This window comes from Streptomyces sp. NPDC004721 (assembly GCF_053601495.1).
Genome location: NZ_JBSGBZ010000006.1, coordinates 39,860 through 60,209, shown reverse-complemented (window position 1 = coordinate 60,209; position 20,350 = coordinate 39,860). Strand labels below are relative to the sequence as shown.

16 protein-coding genes are annotated in these 20,350 nt (G+C 69.7%); 10 read left to right on the top strand and 6 right to left on the bottom strand.

What is annotated here, in order from left to right; translation table 11 throughout:
• The first annotated feature begins 3 nt into the window (after nt 1–3).
• The 5 genes from ACWEK3_RS06980 (at nt 4) to ACWEK3_RS06960 (ending at nt 4,588) form a co-directional block, all read left to right on the top strand.
• The gene (locus tag ACWEK3_RS06980) at nt 4–1,125 is read left to right on the top strand and encodes a branched-chain amino acid ABC transporter permease (protein WP_453249103.1); all 1,122 of its coding nucleotides are present in this window, start codon (nt 4–6) and stop codon (nt 1,123–1,125) included.
• Entirely contained in the window at nt 1,122–1,868 is a 747-nt protein-coding gene (locus tag ACWEK3_RS06975; RefSeq protein ID WP_384432096.1) for an ABC transporter ATP-binding protein, read from the top strand. The genes ACWEK3_RS06980 and ACWEK3_RS06975 overlap by 4 nt, the downstream gene beginning before the upstream one ends.
• A complete protein-coding gene (locus tag ACWEK3_RS06970; RefSeq protein ID WP_384089577.1) occupies nt 1,852–2,556 on the top strand; it encodes an ABC transporter ATP-binding protein in 705 nt (234 codons plus the stop codon). The genes ACWEK3_RS06975 and ACWEK3_RS06970 overlap by 17 nt, the downstream gene beginning before the upstream one ends.
• Nucleotides 2,557–3,798 carry an amidohydrolase family protein gene (locus ACWEK3_RS06965; RefSeq protein WP_453249102.1) on the top strand — a complete coding sequence of 414 codons (1,242 nt, stop codon included), beginning with the start codon at nt 2,557–2,559 and terminating at the stop codon, nt 3,796–3,798.
• 97 nt (nt 3,799–3,895) lie between these two features.
• Complete coding sequence (locus ACWEK3_RS06960; protein ID WP_390723449.1) at nt 3,896–4,588, top strand: FadR/GntR family transcriptional regulator; 693 nt, start codon at nt 3,896–3,898, stop codon at nt 4,586–4,588.
• A 261-nt stretch (nt 4,589–4,849) separates the two neighbouring features.
• Here the strand turns inward: ACWEK3_RS06960 and ACWEK3_RS06955 are convergent, their stop codons facing one another.
• Both ACWEK3_RS06955 and ACWEK3_RS06950 read right to left on the bottom strand, forming a co-directional pair.
• On the bottom strand, nt 4,850–5,551 hold the full coding sequence (locus ACWEK3_RS06955; protein ID WP_384432105.1) for a gamma-glutamyl-gamma-aminobutyrate hydrolase family protein: 702 nt from the start codon (nt 5,549–5,551) through the stop codon (nt 4,850–4,852).
• Between the two features lie 136 nt (nt 5,552–5,687).
• Nucleotides 5,688–6,431, bottom strand: coding sequence for a FadR/GntR family transcriptional regulator (locus ACWEK3_RS06950; RefSeq protein WP_450540443.1), 744 nt, complete (start codon nt 6,429–6,431; stop codon nt 5,688–5,690).
• Between the two features lie 75 nt (nt 6,432–6,506).
• On the opposite strand from ACWEK3_RS06950, the gene ACWEK3_RS06945 reads away from it, so the two are divergent.
• Genes ACWEK3_RS06945 through ACWEK3_RS06935 form a run of 3 tightly spaced genes read left to right on the top strand, consistent with a single transcriptional unit; the run spans nt 6,507 to nt 10,099 of the window.
• Nucleotides 6,507–7,871 (top strand): glutamine synthetase family protein, encoded by a 1,365-nt coding sequence (locus ACWEK3_RS06945; RefSeq protein ID WP_450540442.1) that lies wholly within the window; start codon nt 6,507–6,509, stop codon nt 7,869–7,871.
• Nucleotides 7,872–7,909: 38 nt separating this feature from the next.
• Nucleotides 7,910–9,307, top strand: a complete 1,398-nt coding sequence (locus ACWEK3_RS06940; protein WP_453249101.1) for an aldehyde dehydrogenase family protein — start codon at nt 7,910–7,912, stop codon at nt 9,305–9,307.
• Nucleotides 9,308–9,313: 6 nt separating this feature from the next.
• Nucleotides 9,314–10,099 carry a 3-oxoacyl-ACP reductase gene (locus ACWEK3_RS06935; protein ID WP_365775287.1) on the top strand — a complete coding sequence of 262 codons (786 nt, stop codon included), beginning with the start codon at nt 9,314–9,316 and terminating at the stop codon, nt 10,097–10,099.
• Between the two features lie 73 nt (nt 10,100–10,172).
• Here ACWEK3_RS06935 and ACWEK3_RS06930 read toward each other — a convergent pair whose 3' ends face one another.
• The 3 genes from ACWEK3_RS06930 to ACWEK3_RS06920 form a co-directional block, all read right to left on the bottom strand.
• Nucleotides 10,173–13,388 carry an alpha-L-rhamnosidase gene (locus ACWEK3_RS06930; RefSeq protein WP_453249100.1) on the bottom strand — a complete coding sequence of 1,072 codons (3,216 nt, stop codon included), beginning with the start codon at nt 13,386–13,388 and terminating at the stop codon, nt 10,173–10,175.
• Between the two features lie 223 nt (nt 13,389–13,611).
• Nucleotides 13,612–13,791 (bottom strand): hypothetical protein, encoded by a 180-nt coding sequence (locus ACWEK3_RS06925; RefSeq protein ID WP_450540436.1) that lies wholly within the window; start codon nt 13,789–13,791, stop codon nt 13,612–13,614.
• A 186-nt stretch (nt 13,792–13,977) separates the two neighbouring features.
• A complete protein-coding gene (locus ACWEK3_RS06920) occupies nt 13,978–15,231 on the bottom strand; it encodes a cytochrome P450 family protein (RefSeq protein WP_450540434.1) in 1,254 nt (417 codons plus the stop codon).
• Nucleotides 15,232–15,641: 410 nt separating this feature from the next.
• On the opposite strand from ACWEK3_RS06920, the gene ACWEK3_RS06915 reads away from it, so the two are divergent.
• A complete protein-coding gene (locus ACWEK3_RS06915) occupies nt 15,642–16,478 on the top strand; it encodes a TIGR02452 family protein (RefSeq protein ID WP_450540432.1) in 837 nt (278 codons plus the stop codon).
• 503 nt (nt 16,479–16,981) lie between these two features.
• Nucleotides 16,982–18,784, top strand: coding sequence for a CocE/NonD family hydrolase (locus tag ACWEK3_RS06910; RefSeq protein ID WP_453249099.1), 1,803 nt, complete (start codon nt 16,982–16,984; stop codon nt 18,782–18,784).
• Nucleotides 18,785–18,914: 130 nt separating this feature from the next.
• Here ACWEK3_RS06910 and ACWEK3_RS06905 read toward each other — a convergent pair whose 3' ends face one another.
• Nucleotides 18,915–20,216 (bottom strand): MFS transporter, encoded by a 1,302-nt coding sequence (locus tag ACWEK3_RS06905; RefSeq protein ID WP_453249183.1) that lies wholly within the window; start codon nt 20,214–20,216, stop codon nt 18,915–18,917.
• Nucleotides 20,217–20,350: the final 134 nt, after the last annotated feature.

Sequence of the window (20,350 nt, the reverse complement as noted above, 5' to 3'; positions counted from 1 at the left end):
CACATGAGCAATCTGACCACTATCAAGCGGCAGCCGCTTGTCCCACTCACGACGTTGGTGGCACTGTGCGCCATCGTGACCATTGCCGTCTACGGCTCGGTCGCCCTGGGCAACGACTCGCTCAATCGAGCGGTTGCGCTCGGTATGGTGAGCCTGATCGCCGTGGTCGGTCTGCACGTCTTCATCGGGAATTCCGGCGTGGCCTCGTTCGGGCACGCCGCGTTCCTCGCCATCGGGGCGTACGTGACGGCGGCCGTCAGGGTTCCGACGGCCGCCAAACAGGCGATGCTTCCCGACCTGCCGGGCCCGCAGACGACACCGTTTCTGGCCGTCCTGCTGGGCGGACTCGCGGCAGCGGTCGTCGCGTTCACCGTGGGCCTGGTGCTGATGCGACTCAACGGCCTCGCGGCGGGTCTGTCCACCTTCGCCCTGCTCTCGATCGTGTACGTCGTCGCGTCGAACACGCGCAAGGTCACCGGTGGCGTCAGCGGCGTCTTCGGCGTCCCGCAGACAAGCAACTCGCTCACCGTCCTGCCCTGGGTCCTGTTCTCCATCCTGGTGGCCTGGGCATTCGCCCAGACCCGGTTGTGCCTCCGGCTGAGGGCTTCCAGAGAGGACGAGGTCGCCGCCAGGTCGATCGGCATCGACGTGCTCTGGGAAAGACTGGGCGCCTTCATCCTGAGCGCCTTCCTCACCGGGATCTCCGGCTCACTGATGGCCATGTACCTGGGGTCGTTCAACCCGGACGCGTTCTACCTCTCGATCACGCTGATCATGCTGGCCATGCTCGTCGTCGGTGGCGTGACATCCCTGTCGGGCGCCGTCCTCGGAGCGATCTTCGTCTCCGCGCTCCGCGAGTTGCTTCGCATGGTCGAACGCGGCGTCGCAGTCGGAGGGGTGACGATCCCGCGGTTCGAGGGGCTGCAGCAGCTCGGCACCGCCGTGGTTCTTCTCCTGGTGCTCCTGCTGAGACCCCGCGGCCTGACCGAAGGACGGGAGATCCTGCACATGGGTACGAGTTCCCTCTGGCGCCCGGTCCGAGGCCTTGTCCGGCGCCGAGACGACGCAACGAGCCGGCATGCCGACGAGACCAGGAGCAACAGCGACGCGGAGGCAAAGGCATGAACGCCACGGTTCGCACGGAAGCGGTCAGCGTGCACTTCGCCGGAGTCAAGGCGCTCCAGGACGTCGACCTCGAGCTCGCCCAGGGCGAAATCCTGGGCCTGATCGGGCCCAACGGCGCCGGGAAGACCACGTTGGTCAACGTGCTCTCCGGTTACCAGAATCCCACCACAGGGCGGGTCTGGCTCAACAGCACCGACCTCACACGCCGCCGGCCCGCACGCCGCGCCAAGGAAGGCCTGGTCCGGACGTTCCAGAACGTGCGGCTCTTTCCTGAACTGTCGGTTCTGGACAACATCCTGCTCGGGGCTCTCGGCACCGGACGGAGGACAGCCGAGGGACTGCGCCTGGCCACATCTCTGCTCGAGTCCGCTCACCTGACGAACTGGGCGCGCACGGAGGCCCGCGCCCTGCCCTACGGCGCGGCGAGGCGGCTCGGCATCGCCCGGGCCCTTGCGACACGACCGCGGTTCGTCCTCCTCGACGAGCCGGCCGCCGGCCTCAATGACAGCGAGAGCGCGGACCTCGTCGAGATCCTCAAGATGATGCCCGCGGAATTCGGAGTGGGGCTCCTTCTGATCGAGCACGACATGCATGTCGTCATGTCCGTCAGCCAGCGAATCCACGTGCTCGACTTCGGCAAGACCCTTGCTGTGGGCACTCCCGAAGAGATCAAGCTCAACCCCGAGGTACAGCGTGCGTACTTCGGACGCCCCGTGGAGGTGCCACATGCTCAGGGTGAATGACCTGACGGTCCGATACGGCGCGGTCACCGCTGTCGACCGCGTGTCGCTCGAGGTTCCCGAGGGCAAGGTCATCGCCCTCGTCGGAGTCAACGGCGCCGGCAAGTCATCGACGCTGGCAGCGATTTCCGGTCTGGTGAAGGCGGAGAGCGGCAGCGTTGAACTCGACGGGGAACAGCTGTTGCGACTGTCGCCCGAGACCGTCGTACGCAGGGGGATCGCGCTGGTTCCCGAGGGTCGCGAGATCTTCGCGAGCCTCACGGTCGAGGAGAACCTCCATCTGGGCACATTGGGACGGGGCGACCGTGGCAGTGCCAAGGAAGCCACCGAGGAGGTACTCGAGCAGTTCCCGGTGCTCCGGAAATACCTCAAGTCCTCGGCCGGGAAGCTCTCCGGAGGCGAACAGCAGCAACTCGCCATCGCACGGGCCCTGCTGTCCAACCCCCGTGTGCTGCTCCTCGACGAGCCGTCGCTCGGTCTCGCTCCCCAAGTGGTCGACCTGGTCTTCGACGTCATCGACGGGCTTCGTGACCGTGGTGTGACCGTGCTGCTCGTGGAACAGAACGCGACGCGAGCCATCGAACTCGCCGACTTCACCTACGTGCTCAGGCTCGGCAAGATCGCCGACCAGGGCAGCCGGGACGCAATCCTGAGCCGGACGGACCTGATCTCGCTATACCTGGGAGGCTGAATGAACGCGGTAGTGGTGAGGAACGCCCGTTTCGTCGACGAGCCGGGTCAGCACGACATCGAAATCGAGGCAGGCCGCATCCGCCGCATCACGCCGGCAGGGGAAGGGGGCGGCGCCACTGATGAACTCGACGCACAGGGCGGTTTGGTGACGCCGTCCTTCGTCGACGCGCACTTTCATCCGGACAAGGCCTTGACGTTCCCTCGGGTGGGGCCCATGGGGCAGGATTCCCCGGTCGACTCCCTGGCCGTCGGCGCACGTATAAAGGCAGCCTTCACGGTCGACGACGTCACCGATCGGGCCAGAAGGGGCATAGAAGCGGCCGTCACGAACGGGGTCGGAGCGATTCGAGCACAGGTGGACGTCGACTCCGCCATCGGGCTGGCGGGCCTCCAGGGCATCCTCAAGGTCAAGGCGGACCTCCACGACGTGATCGACCTCCAGATCGTCGCCTTTCCCCAAGAGGGAGTCGTCCGTGATCCTGGTGCCCTCGACCTGCTGCGAGAGGCGCTCACCATGGGGGCGGACGTCCTGGGAGGCGGTCCCGACAACGAGGGCGACCCGGCGCTCCACCGGCCCCATCTGGACCAGCTGTTCGAGCTGGCGGCAGAGTTCGACGTCGACCTCGACCTGCACGCCGACATGGACGAGGACCCCAGCAGGCGCGCGCTGGAGCTGATCGCGGAGCGAACACTCGCCCATGGCCGGCAAGGCCGAGTGAACGCCGTGCACTGCTGTGCGCTCGCGGCGTACCCGGACGACCTCGCCCACCGTGTCATCGACCAGGTCGCGCAAGCGGGCATTCAGATCTGCATCTGCCCGATCGGCAACCTTCAGCTTGTCGGGGGAGACGTCACGCCGCGCGGTCGAGGAAGCTCGCGTCCCAAGGAGCTGCTGGCCGCCGGCGTCAATGTGGCCGCCGGAACCGACAACCTGCACGACATGTGGTTCCGCTTCGGGAACCTCGACCCCGTGGAGACGAGCCGGATCACGTGCCTGGCCGCTGGTCTGCGCACCGACCAGGAAGTGCTCGACGGCTTCGCCATGGTGACCGGCCGAGCGGCGGCCTACATGGGCCTCGGCGGCTACGGCATCGCTCCGGGCAATGACGCGGATCTCGTGATGTTCAGTGCGGACAACCTCAACGACGTCATGCGAGGCGCCCCCGGTACGCGCACCACCCTCAAGAGGGGCCGGGTAGTCGCCCACCGGGAGACCATCGCCAGGATGGTCCGAAGTTGAGCCAACAGGCAAGCAGCAGTTGGCTAGCCTGGCGCACACGTGCATTCATCGGACGTCACACACAGAGGAAAGGTTGACCATGCAGAGGGCTTCGCGCATGTCACTCGTCGACATTGTGGTCAACGAACTCCATGCGGAGATCAAGTCGGGTCGCTGGAAGGTCGGCGACCGGATCCCGCCGGAGTCGGAGCTGGTCAACCTGCTGGGCGTGAGCCGTGTGTCCGTACGTGCGGGCGTGCAGTCACTGGTGCATGCCGGCCTCCTGGTCACCCGCCAAGGGGACGGGACCTTCGTCGTCGCCACAGACGTGACCGACGTGGCGCTGCGCAGGCGGTTGGAGAAGGCCAGGCAGGAGCACGTTCTGCAGGTGCGGTACGCGCTCGATGTCGCTGCCGCGCGGCTCGCGGCGCTCAACCGTACCGAGCGCGATCTGCGCGGCATGACGGCCGACCTCGAGGCGCGCGTAGCAGCCTTCGCCACGCGCGATGTCGAGGCATTCGTCGCCGCTGATGTCGCCTTTCATCTGAAGGTGGCCGTGGCGACACACAACCCGGTCCTTTCGGACCTGTACGGCAGCCTGGTGGGCGCGTTGGCCGAAGCCATGCGTCGAGGCTCATGCCTCGAGACGGAGGAAGCCGCGGACGGCGAGGTGCTGCACGAGGAGCTGTTCAGAGCGATCCGCGATCGAGAGGTCGACAAGGCCGTTGACACCGCGTTCGGTCTTGTCGATGCCAGCATTTGGGAGGTCGAGACCGCGAGCGAGCCCGTGAGACAGAAACAGGACAGCTGACCTCGGCACCACTGTTCCTGCATCGTTGATCGAATTCGCGCGCTGCTGGACGAGCGGACCGCGGTGCGCGGGCCCGTCGAGGAGCAGGGCACACGGCTGCGTGGCCAGGGCGCGCGGGCGGTGCGGGCCCCCTTGTGGAGGTACCGGTGGAGGGCCTGTGGCACGCGCTGCGAGCCGTGTGGCCGACGGGACATCGGCCCACGGGCCCCGGCGCGGCGCGCGCCCTGCTCGCGCTGACGCGCAGGGGCCCGGCGCCCGGACTCAGCCCCCCGACGCCGCGCGCACCAGCGCGGCCATCACCCGTACGTCCTCGCCCATCTCCGGGTGCCACTGCACGCCCAGCACGAAACGGTCGCCGGGCAGTTCCACCGCCTCCACCGTGCCGTCCGTCGCGTGGGCCGAGGTGCGCAGACCCTCGCCCAGGCGCGCCACCGCCTGGTGGTGGTACGTCGGGACGTATGTCTCCTCCGGGACCACGGCCGCGTACCGCGTGCCCGCCACCGGGGTCACCGGGTGGGAGCCGAAGACGCCGACGTCCTCGGTGTGGCCGTCGATGTGCTGGACGAGGGTGCCGCCGAGCGCGACGTTCAGCAGCTGCATGCCGCGGCAGATGCCGAGCAGCGGTGTGCCGGAGTCCAACGCCGCCCGGATCAGGGCGAGTTCCCACGTGTCACGCTCTCGCGAGGGCGGCCCGGTGCGCGGTTCGCGCTCGGCGCCGTAGCGCTCCGGCTCGACGTCCGGGCCGCCCGCGACGACCAGCCCGTCGAGGCGGGCGACCACCGACGCCGCGTGGGACGGATCGTCCGGCGGCAGCATGGCCGCGAGCCCGCCCGCGGCCTGCACCAGCCGCGGGTAGACGGCGGGCAGCAGCGCCGCGGGCAGCTCCCAGACCCCCCAGGACGCCCGGGATTCCAGATAGGTGCTGACGCCGATGAGCGGCTTGCCCACTGTGTGCTCCTTCATGGTCCTCAGTCGCGTTCCGACTCGGCTTCCGCCGCGGCGAGCGCCACAAGACGCTCCATGGAACGGATTCATACCTTTGTGTCGAAGGTGGCGAGAAATCAAGACCCGTGCGGTGACGTCGCCGTGAATCGCCCGCTCACGTCAGGAAGCCGCGCAGCAACGCGGCCGTGCCCGCGCAGTGCTCGCGCATCATCTCCCGCGCGCCGTCGGCGTCCCCGTCCAGCACGGCCTCGACCAGGGCGATGTGCTGGCGCTGTGAGTGCTCCAGGTTCCGCACCAGCAGCGGGATGCAGTCCAGCAGGTCGTTCACGGTCGCGCGCACAGCCGCGTACTGCGCGGTGAGCGTCGGTGATCCGGACAGCTCGGCGAGTGTGAGGTGCAGCAGCGTGTCGAGCCGGCGGTACTCGGTGAGCGGCGCGTCGTGCGTGCGGGCGAGCGCGTCCCGCAGCCGCTCCGCCTGCTCGTCGGTGAGCCCGTGTGCCGCGCACAGCCCGGCCGCGCCCACTTCCAGCACCTCCCGGAACCGCAGGACGTCCTCGACGTCGACCTCCTCGATACGGCGGCGCAGCTCGTCCTCACCGGGGGCGGCCGCCTTCGGCAGGACGAACGTTCCGCCGTAGCGGCCGCGCCGCGACTCCACCAGGCCCTGGTCCTGGAGGACCTTCAGCACCTCGCGCAGCGTCACCCGGCTGATGCCGAGCCGGTCCGCCAGCTCCCGTTCGGACGGCAGTCGCTCGCCGCCGGGCACCAGGCCCAGCCGTACGACCTGGAGTATCTGTTCAAGAGCCTCCTCGAAACCGTTCCCCGCCCGCACCGGCCGCAGCACCGGAGTCAGCGGGTCGTCCGTGAAGGCACTCTCGCCCGCGTCCGTCTGCGACATCTGGCCGCACCCCTTCCCAAGCAATGGTTCTCGGCAATACCTTATAGGCCTCGGCTGACCGAAGGAGGCTTTCCCGTGGCAGACCGCACACCCCCGCTCAGCGTCGAGGAGCTTCGTGCCCTCGTCGCGAGCGGCGAGATTGATACTGTTGTCCTCGCCTTCCCCGATATGCAAGGGCGGCTCCAGGGCAAGCGGTTCGCCGCACGCTTCTTCCTCGACGAAGTCCTCCGGCACGGTACGGAGTGCTGCAACTACCTCCTCGCCGTCGACGCGGAGATGAACACCGTCGAAGGCTACGAGATGTCCTCCTGGGACCGCGGCTACGGCGACTTCGCCATGCTCCCCGACCTGGCCACCCTGCGCCGGGTGCCCTGGAACCAGGCCACCGCGATGCTGATGGCCGACCTCGCCTGGGAGGACCGATCACCGGTCGTGGCCGCGCCCCGCCAGATCCTGCGCCGCCAGCTCGAACGGCTCGCCGAGCTCGGCTACACGGCCAAGGTCGGCACGGAGCTCGAGTTCATCGTCTTCAAGGACTCGTACGAACAGGCCTGGGACGCCGGCTACCAGGGCCTCACCCCGGTCAACCAGTACAACGTCGACTACTCGGTCCTCGGCACCGGCCGCATCGAGCCGCTGCTGCGCCGCATCTGCAACGAGATGAGCGCGGCGGGCCTGACCGTCGAATCCGCGAAGGGCGAGTGCAATCCCGGGCAGCACGAGATCGTGTTCCGCTACGACGAAGCCCTGGTCACCTGCGACCAGCATGCCGTCTACAAGACCGGGGCCAAGGAGATCGCAGCGCAGGAGGGCTACGCCCTCACCTTCATGGCGAAGTACAACGAGCGCGAGGGAAACTCCTGCCACATCCACCTCTCCCTCGCCGACGCGGCCGGCAACAGCCTCATGGCCGGGGACGGACCAGGCGGCATGTCCCCGGTGATGCGGCACTTCCTCGCCGGGCAACTGGCCGCGCTGCGGGACTTCTCCCTCCTCTACGCCCCCAACATCAACTCCTACAAGCGCTTCCAGCCCGGCTCCTTCGCGCCGACCGCCGTCGCCTGGGGATACGACAACCGCACCTGCGCGCTGCGCGTCGTCGGCCACGGCCGTTCGCTGCGCTTCGAGAACCGGCTGCCTGGCGGCGACGTCAACCCGCATCTCGCGGTCGCCGGCCTGATCGCCGCCGGTCTCCACGGAATCGAGCAGCGGCTGGAGCTGCCCGACGAATGTCCGGGCAACGCATACACCGCCCACTACGAACACGTCCCCACCACCCTGCGCGAGGCCGCCGAGCTCTGGGAGAACAGCCCGATCGCCAAGGCCGCCTTCGGTGACGAAGTGGTCGCGCACTACCGCAACATGGCCCGCGTCGAACTCGACGCCTTCGACGCCGCGGTCACCGACTGGGAACTCCGCCGCTCCTTCGAACGCATGTGAGGCCCTTCTTGTCGTACGAGCACGAGTACCACGAGGAAATGGACACGTACGTGCACGAGCACCAGGTACTGAACCCGGCGACGGAAGAAGTCATCGCGACCGTCCCCGCCGCGACTCCCGAGGACGTCGACGCGGCCGTCGCCCGCGCGGCTGCGGCCCAGACCCGCTGGGCCGCCCTCGCGCCCGCCGACCGGGCCAGGCTGCTGCGCCGCTTCGCCACCACCGTAGACGAACACCTCCAAGAACTCGCCCAGTTGGAGGTACGCGAGGCCGGGCACGTCATCGGCAACGCGCGCTGGGAGGCGGGCAACGCCCGCGATCTGCTCGACTTCGCCGCCGGGGGAGTGGAACGCCTGTCCGGCCGGCAGATCCCCGTCCCCGGCGGGCTCGACATCACGTTCCTCGAACCCCTCGGAGTCGTCGGTGTCATCGCGCCGTGGAACTTCCCGGTGCCGATCGCCGCGTGGGGGACCGCACCCGCACTCGCGGCCGGCAACGCCGTCCTCCTCAAGCCCGCGGAGACGACCCCGCTGACCGCCCTCCGGCTCGCCGAACTCGCCCTGGACTCAGGCCTTCCCGAACACCTCTTCCAGGTGCTGCCCGGCACGGGCGACGTGGCGGGCAACGCACTCGTCGAGCACCCCGGCGTCGCCAAGATCGTGTTCACCGGATCCACCCGGGTGGGCAAGGCGATCATGGCCAAGTGCGCCGCCCGCGTGAAGCGCGTGACCCTCGAACTCGGCGGCAAGAGCCCCAACATCGTCTTCGCCGACGCCGACATCGAGGCCGCCGCCGCTGCCGCGCCCATGTCGTTCCTCGACAACGCGGGGCAGGACTGCTGCGCCCGCACCCGCATCCTCGTCCAGCGCTCCGTCTACGACCGCTTCCTGGACCTGCTCACGCCCGGCATCGAGTCCGTCGTCGTCGGCGACCCGAACGACGAGCGCACCCAGATGGGCCCGCTGATCTCGAAGGTCCAACTGGAGCGCGTACGGTCGTATGTCACCGACGACCTGAAGGCGATCCGTGGCAGCGCGCCCGAAGGGTCCGGCTTCTGGTTCCCGCCGACCGTCGTCACCGACGTCGACCCGGCCGCGCCCATCGCCGCCCAAGAGGTCTTCGGCCCGGTCGCGGTCGTCCTGCCCTTCGAGGACGAGGCCGACGCGGTACGGCTCGCCAACGCGACCGAGTACGGCCTGTCCGGGTCGATCTGGACACGGGACGTGGGCCGTGCGCTGCGCGTGTCCGGCGCCGTCGCGGCCGGGAACCTCTCCGTCAACTCCCACTCCAGCGTTCGCTACTGGACCCCGTTCGGCGGCTACAAGCAGTCGGGGCTCGGCCGCGAACTCGGTCCGGACGCGCTCGCCGCTTTCACCGAGACCAAGAACGTCTTCATCAGCAACGTTTCCACCAGCACGAACAGCACGGAGGGCTGAGCACTCATGACCGACACCAGCAACGTCTGCCGCCGCCTCGTCGGCCGTACCGCCGTCATCACCGGCGCAGGCAGCGGCATCGGCCTCGCCACCGCGCGCCGGCTCGCCTCCGAGGGCGCGAACGTCGTCTGCGGCGACATCGACGACACCGCGGGCAAGGCCGCCGCCGAGGAGGTCGGGGGCACCTTCGTGAAGGTGGACGTGACCGACGCCGAGCAGGTCGAGGCGCTGTTCAAGGCCGCGTTCGACACCTACGGCTCCGTCGACATCGCCTTCAACAACGCGGGCATCTCGCCGCCGGACGACGACTCGATCCTGGAGACCGGCCTGGACGCCTGGAGGCGGGTCCAAGAGGTCAACCTGACCTCGGTGTACCTGTGCTGCAAGGCCGCCATCCCCTATATGCAGCGTCAGGGCCGCGGTTCCATCATCAACACCGCCTCGTTCGTGGCCATCATGGGCGCCGCCACCTCGCAGATCTCCTACACCGCGTCCAAGGGCGGCGTGCTCGCCATGTCGCGCGAGCTGGGCGTGCAGTTCGCCCGCGAGGGTATCCGGGTGAACGCGCTCTGCCCGGGGCCCGTGAACACCCCGCTTCTCCAGGAGCTGTTCGCGAAGGACCCGGAGCGCGCGGCGCGACGCCTCGTGCACATCCCGGTCGGGCGGTTCGCGGAGGCCGACGAGATCGCGGCCGCGGTCGCGTTCCTCGCGAGCGACGACTCGTCGTTCGTCAACGCCACCGACTTCCTCGTCGACGGCGGGATCTCGGGCGCGTACGTCACGCCGCTGTAGTCCCCCCTCCTCGCCACCACCCCGACAGCCGGGTGTCGCAAGGCGCCCGGCCGTCGGTAATGAGGCACCGCGGTCAGGCGGTGAAGTGGTGCGTGCCGGAGCCGACCTGATAGACCGTGCAGCCGTCCTGCTGGCGCAGGAACGTCCCGTGCGTGTGGGTGACCGCCTCCGGAGTGGATGCGGGGATCCACACCTCGGCAGCCGTGTTGGGCGGCACCGTGCAGGTCAGATTGAAGCGGCCGCCCTGCTGCCGCCACTGTGTGGAGACAGGCCCGTAGACCGAGGTGAACGTGGCGCGGGAGGAGGTGACGGCACCGCCCGGACGGGGGCGTATGACGATCTCGCGGTAGCCGGGCCGGCCCGCAGAGATGCCGGCGATGTTCGCGTACACCCACTCTCCCACCGAGCCGTACGCGTAGTGGTTGAAGGAGTTCATGCCCGGGTCCTGGAAACTGCCGTCGGGCCGTATGGAGTCCCAGCGTTCCCACATCGTCGTGGAGCCCTTGTCGATCTGGTAGCCCCAACTGGGGTAGGAGCGCTGCTGCAGCAGGCGATAGGCGACGTCGGTGTGCCCCGTGTCGGTCAGGACGGGCAGCAGCCGGGGCGTGCCGAGGAAACCTGTTGAGAGGTGCCAGTCCCTGGCCTCGATCAGGGCGACGAGCCGGCCGGCCGCGGCCTTCCGCAATCCGTCCGGCATCAGGTCCATCGACAGCGCGAGGACATAAGCCGTTTGTGTATCACCCTTGACCCTGCCGTCGGAGGTGACATAAGCGTTCCGGAACGCCTCTCGTACTTGTTCGAAGAGAGCGAGGTAGGAGGCAGGATCCTTGCCGAGTTCGGCGGCCATCCGAGCCGCGAGGTCGGCGCTGTGCGCGAAGTACGCGGTGGCGATGACGTCCTTGGGCGTCTCGTCGTCGACGTTCAGCCAGTCGCCGTATCCCTGAGCGGGGCGCAGCAGTCGGTTGCTGTTCTTCTCCAGGTACTTCAGCCACGCCTGGACGGACGGCCAGGCGTCCGCCAGGACCTGGCGGTCGCCGTATGCCTGGTAGAGGGACCAGGGGACGGTGACGCCCGCGTCGCCCCAGCCGGCGGTGCCGCTGCCGAGTCCGCCGACCGCCGGCGCCACGTCCGTGAAAGCGCCCTCCGCGGTCTGGGAGTCCCGGAGGTCGACGAGCCACTTGGACAGGAAGCGGGCCGACTCCATCGTGTAGGCGGCCGTGGGCGCGAAGACGTTGATGTCCCCGGTCCACCCCAGGCGCTCGTCGCGCGCGGGCGTGTCCGTCGGAACGGAGAGGAAGTTCCCGCGCTGCCCCCAGGTGATGTTGCGGTGCAGTTGGTTGAGCATCGGTACGTCGGTCTCGAAGTCGAGCGTGGACGGCGCTGACGTATGCATGACACGTCCGGTGACGGCTCTCGCCGAGGGAGTGCCGGGGAATCCGGTCACCTCGACATAGCGGAAACCGTGGACGGTGAAGCGGGGCTCGTAGCTCTCCTCCCCGCGGCCCTTGAGGGTGTACGAGTCTGTCGCCGACGCGCTCCGCAGGTTCGCCGTGTAGACGGTGCCGTCGGGGTTGAGCACCTCGGCGTGTCTGAGCCGGACGGTCGTTCCCGCGGCTCCCGACACGCGCAGGCGTGCCGAACCGACCATGTTCTGGCCCAGGTCGAACACGAAGACACCGGGCCTGGGTTCGGTCACCTTCTTCGGTGTCAGTTCCTCGGTCACACGGACCGGACCGGCCTCCTGCGCGACGATCAGACGGGGGCCGACGTCGCCGGCGCCGCGTACGCCGAGCCAACTCCCGTCGTCGAAGCCGGGTGAGGTCCAGCCGGGGGTCTCCTTGCGCGCGTCGTACGTCTCGCCACCGTGGAGGTCGGCGGCGACGATCGCCCCGGAGGCGGCCCGCCAGCCGGCGTCCGATGTGATGCGCTCGCTCGTCCCGTCCGCGTACTCCACCTCCAACTGTGCCAGCAGCGCCGGGCGTTCGCCGTACTGGTGAGGACCGAACATGCCGACGTCGCCCGCGTACCAGCCGGGTGCGAGATACACACCGATGGCGTTCGCGCCGGGCCGCAGAAGAGCGGTGACGTCGTACGTCTGGTACGAGAGACGGGTGCGGTAGTCCGTCCACCCGGGAGCGAGCTGGTCGCGACCCACGCGGCTGCCGTTGAGATGGGCCTCGTAGAGACCGAGCGCCGTGGCGTACAGCCGCGCCCGGGACACCTTCCGGCTCCGGAGCCGGAACTCGTGGCGCAGCTGGGTGACGGCGTACGTCACCGGGACGATCCTTCCCCAGGGCCCGCCGCCCCACGGTGCCGCCACCCTCGCCGCCGGCCAGCCGGCGTCGTCGAAGCCGAGCCCGCGCCAGTCGGCGGGAGGTTCTGTGTTCGCGGCCTTCCAGGAGGCATCGGTGACCGTCCTCTGCTCGCCGGAGGCGGTACGGACCGTGAGAACGGCGATGAGCCCCGCCGGGCCCGGGGACGCGTTGGTGGCGGAGACGGCGATGACGTTGTCACCGGCGCGCACCCGGTCCAGCACGTCGATCACGGCCGGTCGGCGCCAGCCCTCGTTGTCGGTCTCCAGGTCGGTACGGGCCACCTCGACCCCGTTCACGGAGACGGTGTACACGTTGTCCACGCTGATGGCGAGCGTCGCCGCGGTGATCCCGTCGGGCAGCTCCGCGATGCGGCGGAACCAACGGGTGACCGCCGGAACACTGCTCGTCGGATCACCCTCGGGGAACCAGATCCAGGAACTGCCCTCGAGGGACGGCACGTCCGTGAGGCTCGCCGGAGCCGAGATCCAGTCGGCCGTCCACTCCCCGGCAGCCATGAGGCCGGTCTCCCACCACGAGGGCTCGCTCCAGCCGGAGGCCCGGCCATCGGCGTCCCACACGCGTACGGACCAGAAGTAGCGTGTCCGGGGTTCGAGCCCAGGACCCCCGTAGGGTACGAGGACGGACTCGTCGGACGCGACCTTCCCGCTGTCCCAGACGTCCGGACGGGACAGGCCCTTTGCGGTGGTGGCGACGCGGATCTGATAGGCGCTCTGCCGCATACCCGGCTTGTGGGAGGCCAACGGCCAGCTCAGCCGGGGGCGTTGTGCATCGAGACCGAGGGGGTGCTGGACGTACTCCACGCTCGGCGCCGTGACGCGCAGGCCGTCGTGCCCTGCGGCCGCCTGCGCCTGGACAGGTTCGGATGCTGGTAAGGCCGCCGCTGGTACCGCGTCCAGGGCCGCCGCCGCGACTGTGGCGGCCGCTCCCGCCAGAACACTCCTCCTACTGATCACTACGACTCCTCGCCCAGGATTGGATGAATCGATTCAGTGCCGGTGAGTGTGGGTAACGTAAGGGCGAGCGGGGCGAAGGTCAATCAGTGTGCAGGTACTTTCGCAAGCGCCCCAGTTTCCGTCGCCACTCCGAGCGAAGCCGGCGCGTGAAGCGGGCGCGAGGTGATTGAACGGTTTCAATCAGGACCCCGAAAGTCTGAGGACGTTCAGGTCACCCGACCCGCTAGGAGCGCAGGCGCTCGGCGATGTCGTACGAGTTCACTCGCGGGGTGCGGATGTCGGCGATCAGCTCACGCCAGACCTCGAACTTCGTGTCCACCCGCTCTCCGTGCATTCCCAGGTACGCGACGGCCAGGCCGTGGCCGTACAGCTCGTTCCGAGCCGGGTCCGCCGTACTCGGCATCGAAGGCGGCGACCGTCTCCGGGTTGCCGGTCACCCGGCGGAAGATCTCGGCGCCTTCGGCCAGCGCGCGCTCGCGCTGCTTCTCCTCGGCGACCTGTGCCAGGTAGGAGTCCAGCGTCAGCCCCGCCGCGTCGGCCAGGGCCTGGAGCCTGGCACGCTCGGCCGGGCGGGCAAGCCCGGTCCGTATTACGCCGCAGCGGCCGGGCCCGTACCGTCGGGCGTGAAACCGGGCGTGAACGTGACGGGCAGGCGTTCGGGGCCGCGCAGACCGCCTGGACTCCACCGCAGCTCGCCCGGCGGTACGGCCAAGGCGAGACCGGGAAGGCGACGCAGGGCGGTCCCGATGGCGATCTGACCCTCCAGCCGGGCCAGCGGGGCGCCCAGGCAGTAGTGGATTCCGTGCCCGAACGCGAGGTGGGCGTTGTCCCCACGGGTGATGTCCAGACGATCGGGGTCCGGGAACCGCGCCGGATCCCGGTCGGCGATGGCGGAGGCCACCAGCACGGTGGCGCCGCGCGGGATCCTCACGCCCGCGATCTCGACGTTCTCCCGCGCGAAGCGGGCGATGCCGGGGTTTACCGGTCCGTCGTAGCGCAGGAACTCCTCGATCGCGTCCGGCAGCAGCGCCGGATCGTCCCGCAGTAGCCGAAGCTGGTCGGGATGGGCGAGCAGTGCGGCGATGCCGCCGCTGATCAGTTTGACGGTGGTGATGTATCCGGCCACCAGCAGCAGGAACGCCATGGCGATCAGCTCGTCCTCGTCCAGCCGCTTCTCCTCGTCCCGAGCGATGATCAAAGCGCTGAGCAGGTCGTCTCCGGCGTTGGCTCGTTTGGCTTCCAGAAGCCTGATCAGGTACGCGCGCATGTGCTGCCAGGCACCGTCGCTCACGGCCGGGTCCGGCGGCTCGGGTCCCCGGAGGATCATGTCGTCGGTCCACCGCTGGAAGTCGTACCGGTCCGTAGTGGGCACCCCGAGCAGCTCGCTGATCACGGCGACCGGAAGCGGCAGCGCGAAGTCGGCGACGAGGTCCGCGCGGCCGGCCTGCACGATCGTGTCGAGCAGGTCGTCGGTGATGGCCTGGACACGGGGCCGCAGCTCGGCCACGCGGCGCGCGGTGAACGCCTTCGAGACCAGGCGACGCAGGCGGGCGTGGTCGGGCGGGTCCGCCCGGAGCATGGTGTTCAACATGGACTCGCGCTCCGTCGCGGGCAGCTGTCGGAGGAGCCGGGGGTCCGACGCGTCGCGGACATCGCTGCTCAGGCGCGGGTCGCGCAGCGCGGCGAGGCCGTCCTCGTAACGCGTGACAAGCCAGGCCTCAAAGCCGCCGACGATGACCGCGCGCCGCACCGGGCCCTCCTCGCACAGCTGTCGGTAGAACGGGAACGGGTCTGCCACGAAGGCCGGATCGGCATACGGAAGCAAGAACGGCTGCTCGCTCATCGTCGTCTCCCGAAGTACGTCGAAGTGCTTCACAGAACGTCTGGGTTCGCCACGGATTACGCGGCGGATTCAGTAGATCTTGAGTGCATATGTCCCAGTATGGCGACTCTGCGATTCGCGCTGAAAGGGCCCGATGGGGTGGACCGCGTGCGGTGTGGTGGGCGGCGGCCCCCGCGGGAATGGGCCTCGCCCTGCTGCTGGCCGGTCCGGCCCGGAGTGGAGGTCGCTGTCCTGGCCCTGAACCGCCGGCTTGTATGGCGGCAGCGGTGCGTGACTGGTTCACCGTCACCGGGCACGCCGGGCATCTGGTGCAGGCGATCGCGGCCGGCGGCGGTGGGTTCGCGTCCCGGATGGCCTCGCCTGGAAACGCGGTCGACGGACGCCTCGCGTGTCCGTTACCGTCCGTGGCTGTGAGCAGCAGATTCCGTGAGGTCGCGGCGCGCAACGCGCGCATCGCCGAAGAAGGTTCCTACCAGCTGGAGGATGGCCGCAGGGTCGAGGTGCGTGAGACGCTCGCCGCCGCCCGCTCCGGGACCGTCAGCTACGCCCCCGCCGCCTTGCGGGACCTCGCCGCCGAGCGCTTCGCGCTGACGCACGGCACCGCCTTCACGGTCACGGCGGAGAGCAGCCTGCAGGCGGCACGCCGACTGCATCTGGCCGGGTCCGGACATATCGCGGTACTCAACTTCGCCTCCGCCCGCAATCCCGGCGGCGGTTACCTCGGCGGCGCCCGCGCGCAGGAGGAGGACCTGTGCCGCACCTCTCTGCTCTATCCGTGCCTGCTCGAGGCTCCCGACTACTACGCGGCACACCGGGCGTCCGCGGACCTGCTCTACAGTCACCGCGTGATCTGGTCGCCCGCGGTCCCCGTGCACCGCGGCGACCGCGGTGAGTTGCTGACCGAGCCCTACCCCGTGTCGTTCTTGACCTGCCCGGCGCCCAACGCAGGGCAGGCGCTGCGGCGCGACCCGGGCGCGGGCGAGGAGATCGCCCGGGTGCTGCGCGAGCGCGCCGGGCTGGTACTCGCGGTCGCCGCCCACCACGGGGTGTGCGAGTTGGTGCTGGGTGCGTGGGGCTGCGGCGTGTTCCGCAACGATCCGGAACAGGTCGCCGACGCCTTCCACGCGCACCTGGCGGCCGACACGGGCGCGTACCGGGACGTGTTCGCGAAGGTCGTGTTCGCGGTCTGGGACCGCACGCCGCGGTCGCCGAACCGGGCCGCCTTCGCCGCCCGGTTCGGCGGATAGCCGGGCCGCCGCGGGCGGTTTGCCACGGCGGCACAGGCCGGTCCCGCGTCGGCTGCTGCGAGTGCCGTGCCGGGCACGTGCCGGCCGTGTGGTGAGGGAGGGTGCGCCGGACGGGCGAACGCCGGTCGAACTCCGATCACGTGCGAGGGTCCTGCCCTCCGGCATGTCCGGGCTCCGTCGCTTTACGCGCTCCCCTGAGCCGCCGTGACCAGCCCCGGTCGGGACATCTGCGGCCACACCAGCAACACGTTGCTCACACCGCCCTGTTGACGCGTGTCAATGATGATCATAGGCTCCCTCGCCGTCGGCTCCGGCGCGCACCCGGAATCCAGATTCCGTCCGTCTGCGCGCGGTTGCCCCTCGTCGACCCGTCGACGACGGGTCCGGGGCCGTAGCTCGACAGCGCCACCTGCACCGCCCCGTACCGACAACTCCGGGAGGAGCAAGTGAGAAGACGACGCACGGCCCCTTGGGCCGCCTCAGTCGCCATCACCACCCTCGCATTGACCGGCACACTCGCCGGACCCGCCACCGCAGCACCCGACACCACATCCGAGTCCGCCACCGCAGGGCAGGCCCGGTCGGAGGTGGCCACCGCGACCGACCCCGTCACGCACGAGGAGAACGACCGCGTCCCGGAGGGCTCGCTCTGGACGCAGCACTACTTCCCCTCCTCGGACGACAGCGGGGTCGAGTTGCACGCCGACGTGCTGCGCCCGGCAGGCCTGCCGGCGGATGCGAAGACGCCGGTGATCCTGTCGGTGGGCCCGTACTTCTCCCACGCGGGAGAGAGCTCCCCCGCGGGGTGGAACCATGTCGGGCCATCGGCACGATTCCAGGACTTCATCGACGGTGCGCACCTCATGGAACGCGGATACACCTTCGTGATGGTCGACCTGCGCGGCTTCGGCGGCAGCACCGGCTGCCTGGACTTCCTCGGCCCGGGGGAGCAGGCCGACGTCAAGGCGGCCGTCGAGTGGGCAGCGAGCCAGCCGTGGTCGACCGGCAAGGTCGGCATGTACGGCAAGTCGTACGACGCCAACACCGGGCTGGCGGCCAATACCCTCAAGCTCAAGCCTCTGCGGGCGATCGTTTCCCAAGAACCGACCTGGAACAGGTACAACTACCTGTACAGCAACGGGGTGCCGCGTTCCAACGTGACCAGCACCCCGCGGGGTTACTACTCGATCGCGACGATGGCGCCGCTGGCCGACGACAGCGACCACTACAAGGCGAACGCGGGGTACGAGAAGAACCACCCCGAGTGCGAGAGCGACAACCTCACCAACACCCAGAACCCCGACCCGAAGTCGCCGTTCTGGCGTGCCCGTGATTTTGCCTCCCGCGCCGCCGGATCCCAGACGCCGCTGTTCGTCACGTCGGGCTTCATCGAGGACAACACCAAGCCCGAGCAGATGCAGAAGTACCTGGCCAACCATCAGGGTCCGCAACGCGGTTGGATCGGCCAGTGGGAGCACGTGCGCGGTAACGAGACCAATGCCAAGGGCCAGCTCAAGATGGGCCGGGCGGGCTGGTTCGACGAGGTGATGCGGTTCTACGACCAGTACCTCCGCGGCATCGAACCGTCGGTGACCGACCCGGCGTTCTCCCTCGAGGACAGTCTCGGCCACTGGCGTGCCCAGCCGACCTGGCCGGTGACCAACGACTCGTACAAGGTGCGGTTGGCGCCCGGGCAGTACGTCGACGACGGCGGCAAGGCACAGAAGGCCGGCCTGTCGATGACGGCGCCGGAGTCTCGGGGCTTGGACATCGAGGACGCGCCGGGGGCCGGCTCGCTGACGACTGACCGGACGAGTGCGCTCAGCGCCGACGCACCCGCCAACAGCTACTGGACCTGGTCCACGCCCGCCGCTGAGCAGGTGCGGATCACGGGCAGCCCGGAGATCACGCTGAAGACCCGGGGTCAGGGCAATGTCTGGGCACGGTTGTGGGACGTCGCTCCGGACGGCAAGGCGACGATGTTCAACGAGAACGTCGCACTGCTGGAGAGCAGCGGATCAACCTCCTTCGCCCTGAAGGCGACGGACTGGACCTTCGAGCAAGGGCACCAGTTGGGGGTCCAGATCGGAACCATCACCTCAAACGGCTGGCGGAGCGTTCCCTCGGGGGAGACGATCACGGTCTCCGACGCGCGGCTCGCCCTTGAGGTGCAGGACCCGCGGTTCGACTCGCCGACCCAGGGCGACCGCTCGCCGTACCTGGACACGTACGTGCGGGCGAACACCATCACGCTGAACAACGTCGGCACCCCCACCTTCCCGCTGAGCATCTCAAAGAACGGATGACCCAGCGGCTGCCCGGCACCCGCCCATGCGGGTGCCGGGCAGCGTGGTCGCCGGGTACATCGGGCGCCGCCGCGCCACCAAGCAGGGTGTCGAGGGACGCCGGCGACAGCCGGCGTCCCTCGACCACGCCTCAGTGGGCGCCCGGGGCCGCCTCCGCGGGGGCGAGTCCTCGAGGGCCCGCGGTGCCGAACGCCTGCCGGTCCGGCGCCGGTCCGGCGACCGGCACCTCGATCTCGACGACCGGCTGTTCCGGGGCGCCCACCTGGGGCACCGTGCCGGACGCGGTGCCCGTTGTGGCCGCGACCACCGCGGCCGGGGCGCCGCCCCGGCGCCGGACCGCACCGGGGACGAGCGGCCGGCCGCCGGCGTGCAGGGCGACCGCCGTCAGCGGCAGCGCCAGCAGGAGCAGCCCGGCGCCCAGTACCAGGCCCATCGCCGGGTAGCCGGCGCCCGCGGACAGCAGGCTTCCGACGAGCGGGCCGCATGCGGTGCCCAGCGAGGACGCGGATCCGGCCAGCACCGCCCAGCGGCCGCGCGGGTCGAGTGAGGCCGCCAGTCCGATGAGGTAGGAGAGGACGATCGGGTAGACGGTGTTCCAGGCGATCTCGCCGGTCGCGAACGACGGCAGGTCGTCCGCCGAGGCGCTGACAGCGATGCAGCAGGCGATCAGTGCGGTGCCCGCTCCGATCGGCAGTGCCCGTCCGAGCCGCGCGCCGAGCGCGCTCGCGCCGATGACGCCGAGCAGCCCGGTGCCCAGGGCTGTGGCGAAGACCGCGCCGACGGTGACCTCGCTCAGCCCTGCCTGATGCAGGCCGATGCGGCCGCTCACGCCCCACAGCGAGTTCTGCGCCATGGACCAGAACAGCATCGAGCCCGCGAGGACGAGCCCCGAGCGGAGGTAGGGGAGCGGGCCGCGCGGCGCCGCCGTGTGACCAGGCGCCACGGCACCGGCGAGTCGGCCCGTCGCGGGCCACACCAGCAGCGCGGTCAGTGCGATCGCAGCGAACGGCAGCCCGTGTCCGGGCCCGAGGTGAGGGATCGTCAGGTACACGGCGCCGGCGAGTGCGGAGACGCTCAGCAGCCCGAAGGTCGAGGTGCGGTGCGGGTCGCGCTGGGCCGCGATGCCCGACGCGGCGACCGTCGTCGCCGTGCCCGAGCCGAAGCCGCCCGCCATCGCCCCGGCGACCACCGCCGGTACACTGTCCGACAGGGCCGCGCAGCCGTAGCCGAGCGCCGCGAGCAGCAGTCCGGAGCGGGCCAGACGCCGTGGCCCGAACCGCTCGACGCGCGCCGCGAGCGTGAAGCCCGCCGCGGCAGAACTCAGCAGCAGCGCACTGCCGACGAGCCCCGCTTGCGCGGGCCCTAGGCCCAGCCGGTCGCCGAGGCGGCCGACGATGGTGGGCAGCAGATAGGGCGCGAGGTAGCCCGCCATGAAAAGGGCGACGAGGGGCCAGGAGGAACCGCGCGAGAGCGCGGGCGCGGGGGAGGACACGGGCGTTCCCAGGGCATGCGAAAACGACAGGGGGGAGGGGTGGAGAAAGAAAAAGAGGGGGATGGGCGACCGTC

What these genes read in the sequence shown, in the direction of transcription:
- ACWEK3_RS06980 (WP_453249103.1), top strand. Translation starts at nt 4, where the DNA reads ATGAGCAATCTGACCACTATCAAGCGGCAGCCGCTTGTCCCACTCACG.
- ACWEK3_RS06975 (WP_384432096.1), top strand. Translation starts at nt 1,122, where the DNA reads ATGAACGCCACGGTTCGCACGGAAGCGGTCAGCGTGCACTTCGCCGGA.
- ACWEK3_RS06970 (WP_384089577.1), top strand. Translation starts at nt 1,852, where the DNA reads ATGCTCAGGGTGAATGACCTGACGGTCCGATACGGCGCGGTCACCGCT.
- ACWEK3_RS06965 (WP_453249102.1), top strand. Translation starts at nt 2,557, where the DNA reads ATGAACGCGGTAGTGGTGAGGAACGCCCGTTTCGTCGACGAGCCGGGT.
- ACWEK3_RS06960 (WP_390723449.1), top strand. Translation starts at nt 3,896, where the DNA reads ATGTCACTCGTCGACATTGTGGTCAACGAACTCCATGCGGAGATCAAG.
- ACWEK3_RS06955 (WP_384432105.1), bottom strand. Translation starts at nt 5,551, where the DNA reads ATGAAGGAGCACACAGTGGGCAAGCCGCTCATCGGCGTCAGCACCTAT.
- ACWEK3_RS06950 (WP_450540443.1), bottom strand. Translation starts at nt 6,431, where the DNA reads ATGTCGCAGACGGACGCGGGCGAGAGTGCCTTCACGGACGACCCGCTG.
- ACWEK3_RS06940 (WP_453249101.1), top strand. Translation starts at nt 7,910, where the DNA reads ATGGACACGTACGTGCACGAGCACCAGGTACTGAACCCGGCGACGGAA.
- ACWEK3_RS06935 (WP_365775287.1), top strand. Translation starts at nt 9,314, where the DNA reads ATGACCGACACCAGCAACGTCTGCCGCCGCCTCGTCGGCCGTACCGCC.
- ACWEK3_RS06925 (WP_450540436.1), bottom strand. Translation starts at nt 13,791, where the DNA reads ATGCCGAGTACGGCGGACCCGGCTCGGAACGAGCTGTACGGCCACGGC.
- ACWEK3_RS06920 (WP_450540434.1), bottom strand. Translation starts at nt 15,231, where the DNA reads ATGAGCGAGCAGCCGTTCTTGCTTCCGTATGCCGATCCGGCCTTCGTG.
- ACWEK3_RS06905 (WP_453249183.1), bottom strand. Translation starts at nt 20,216, where the DNA reads ATGGCGGGCTACCTCGCGCCCTATCTGCTGCCCACCATCGTCGGCCGC.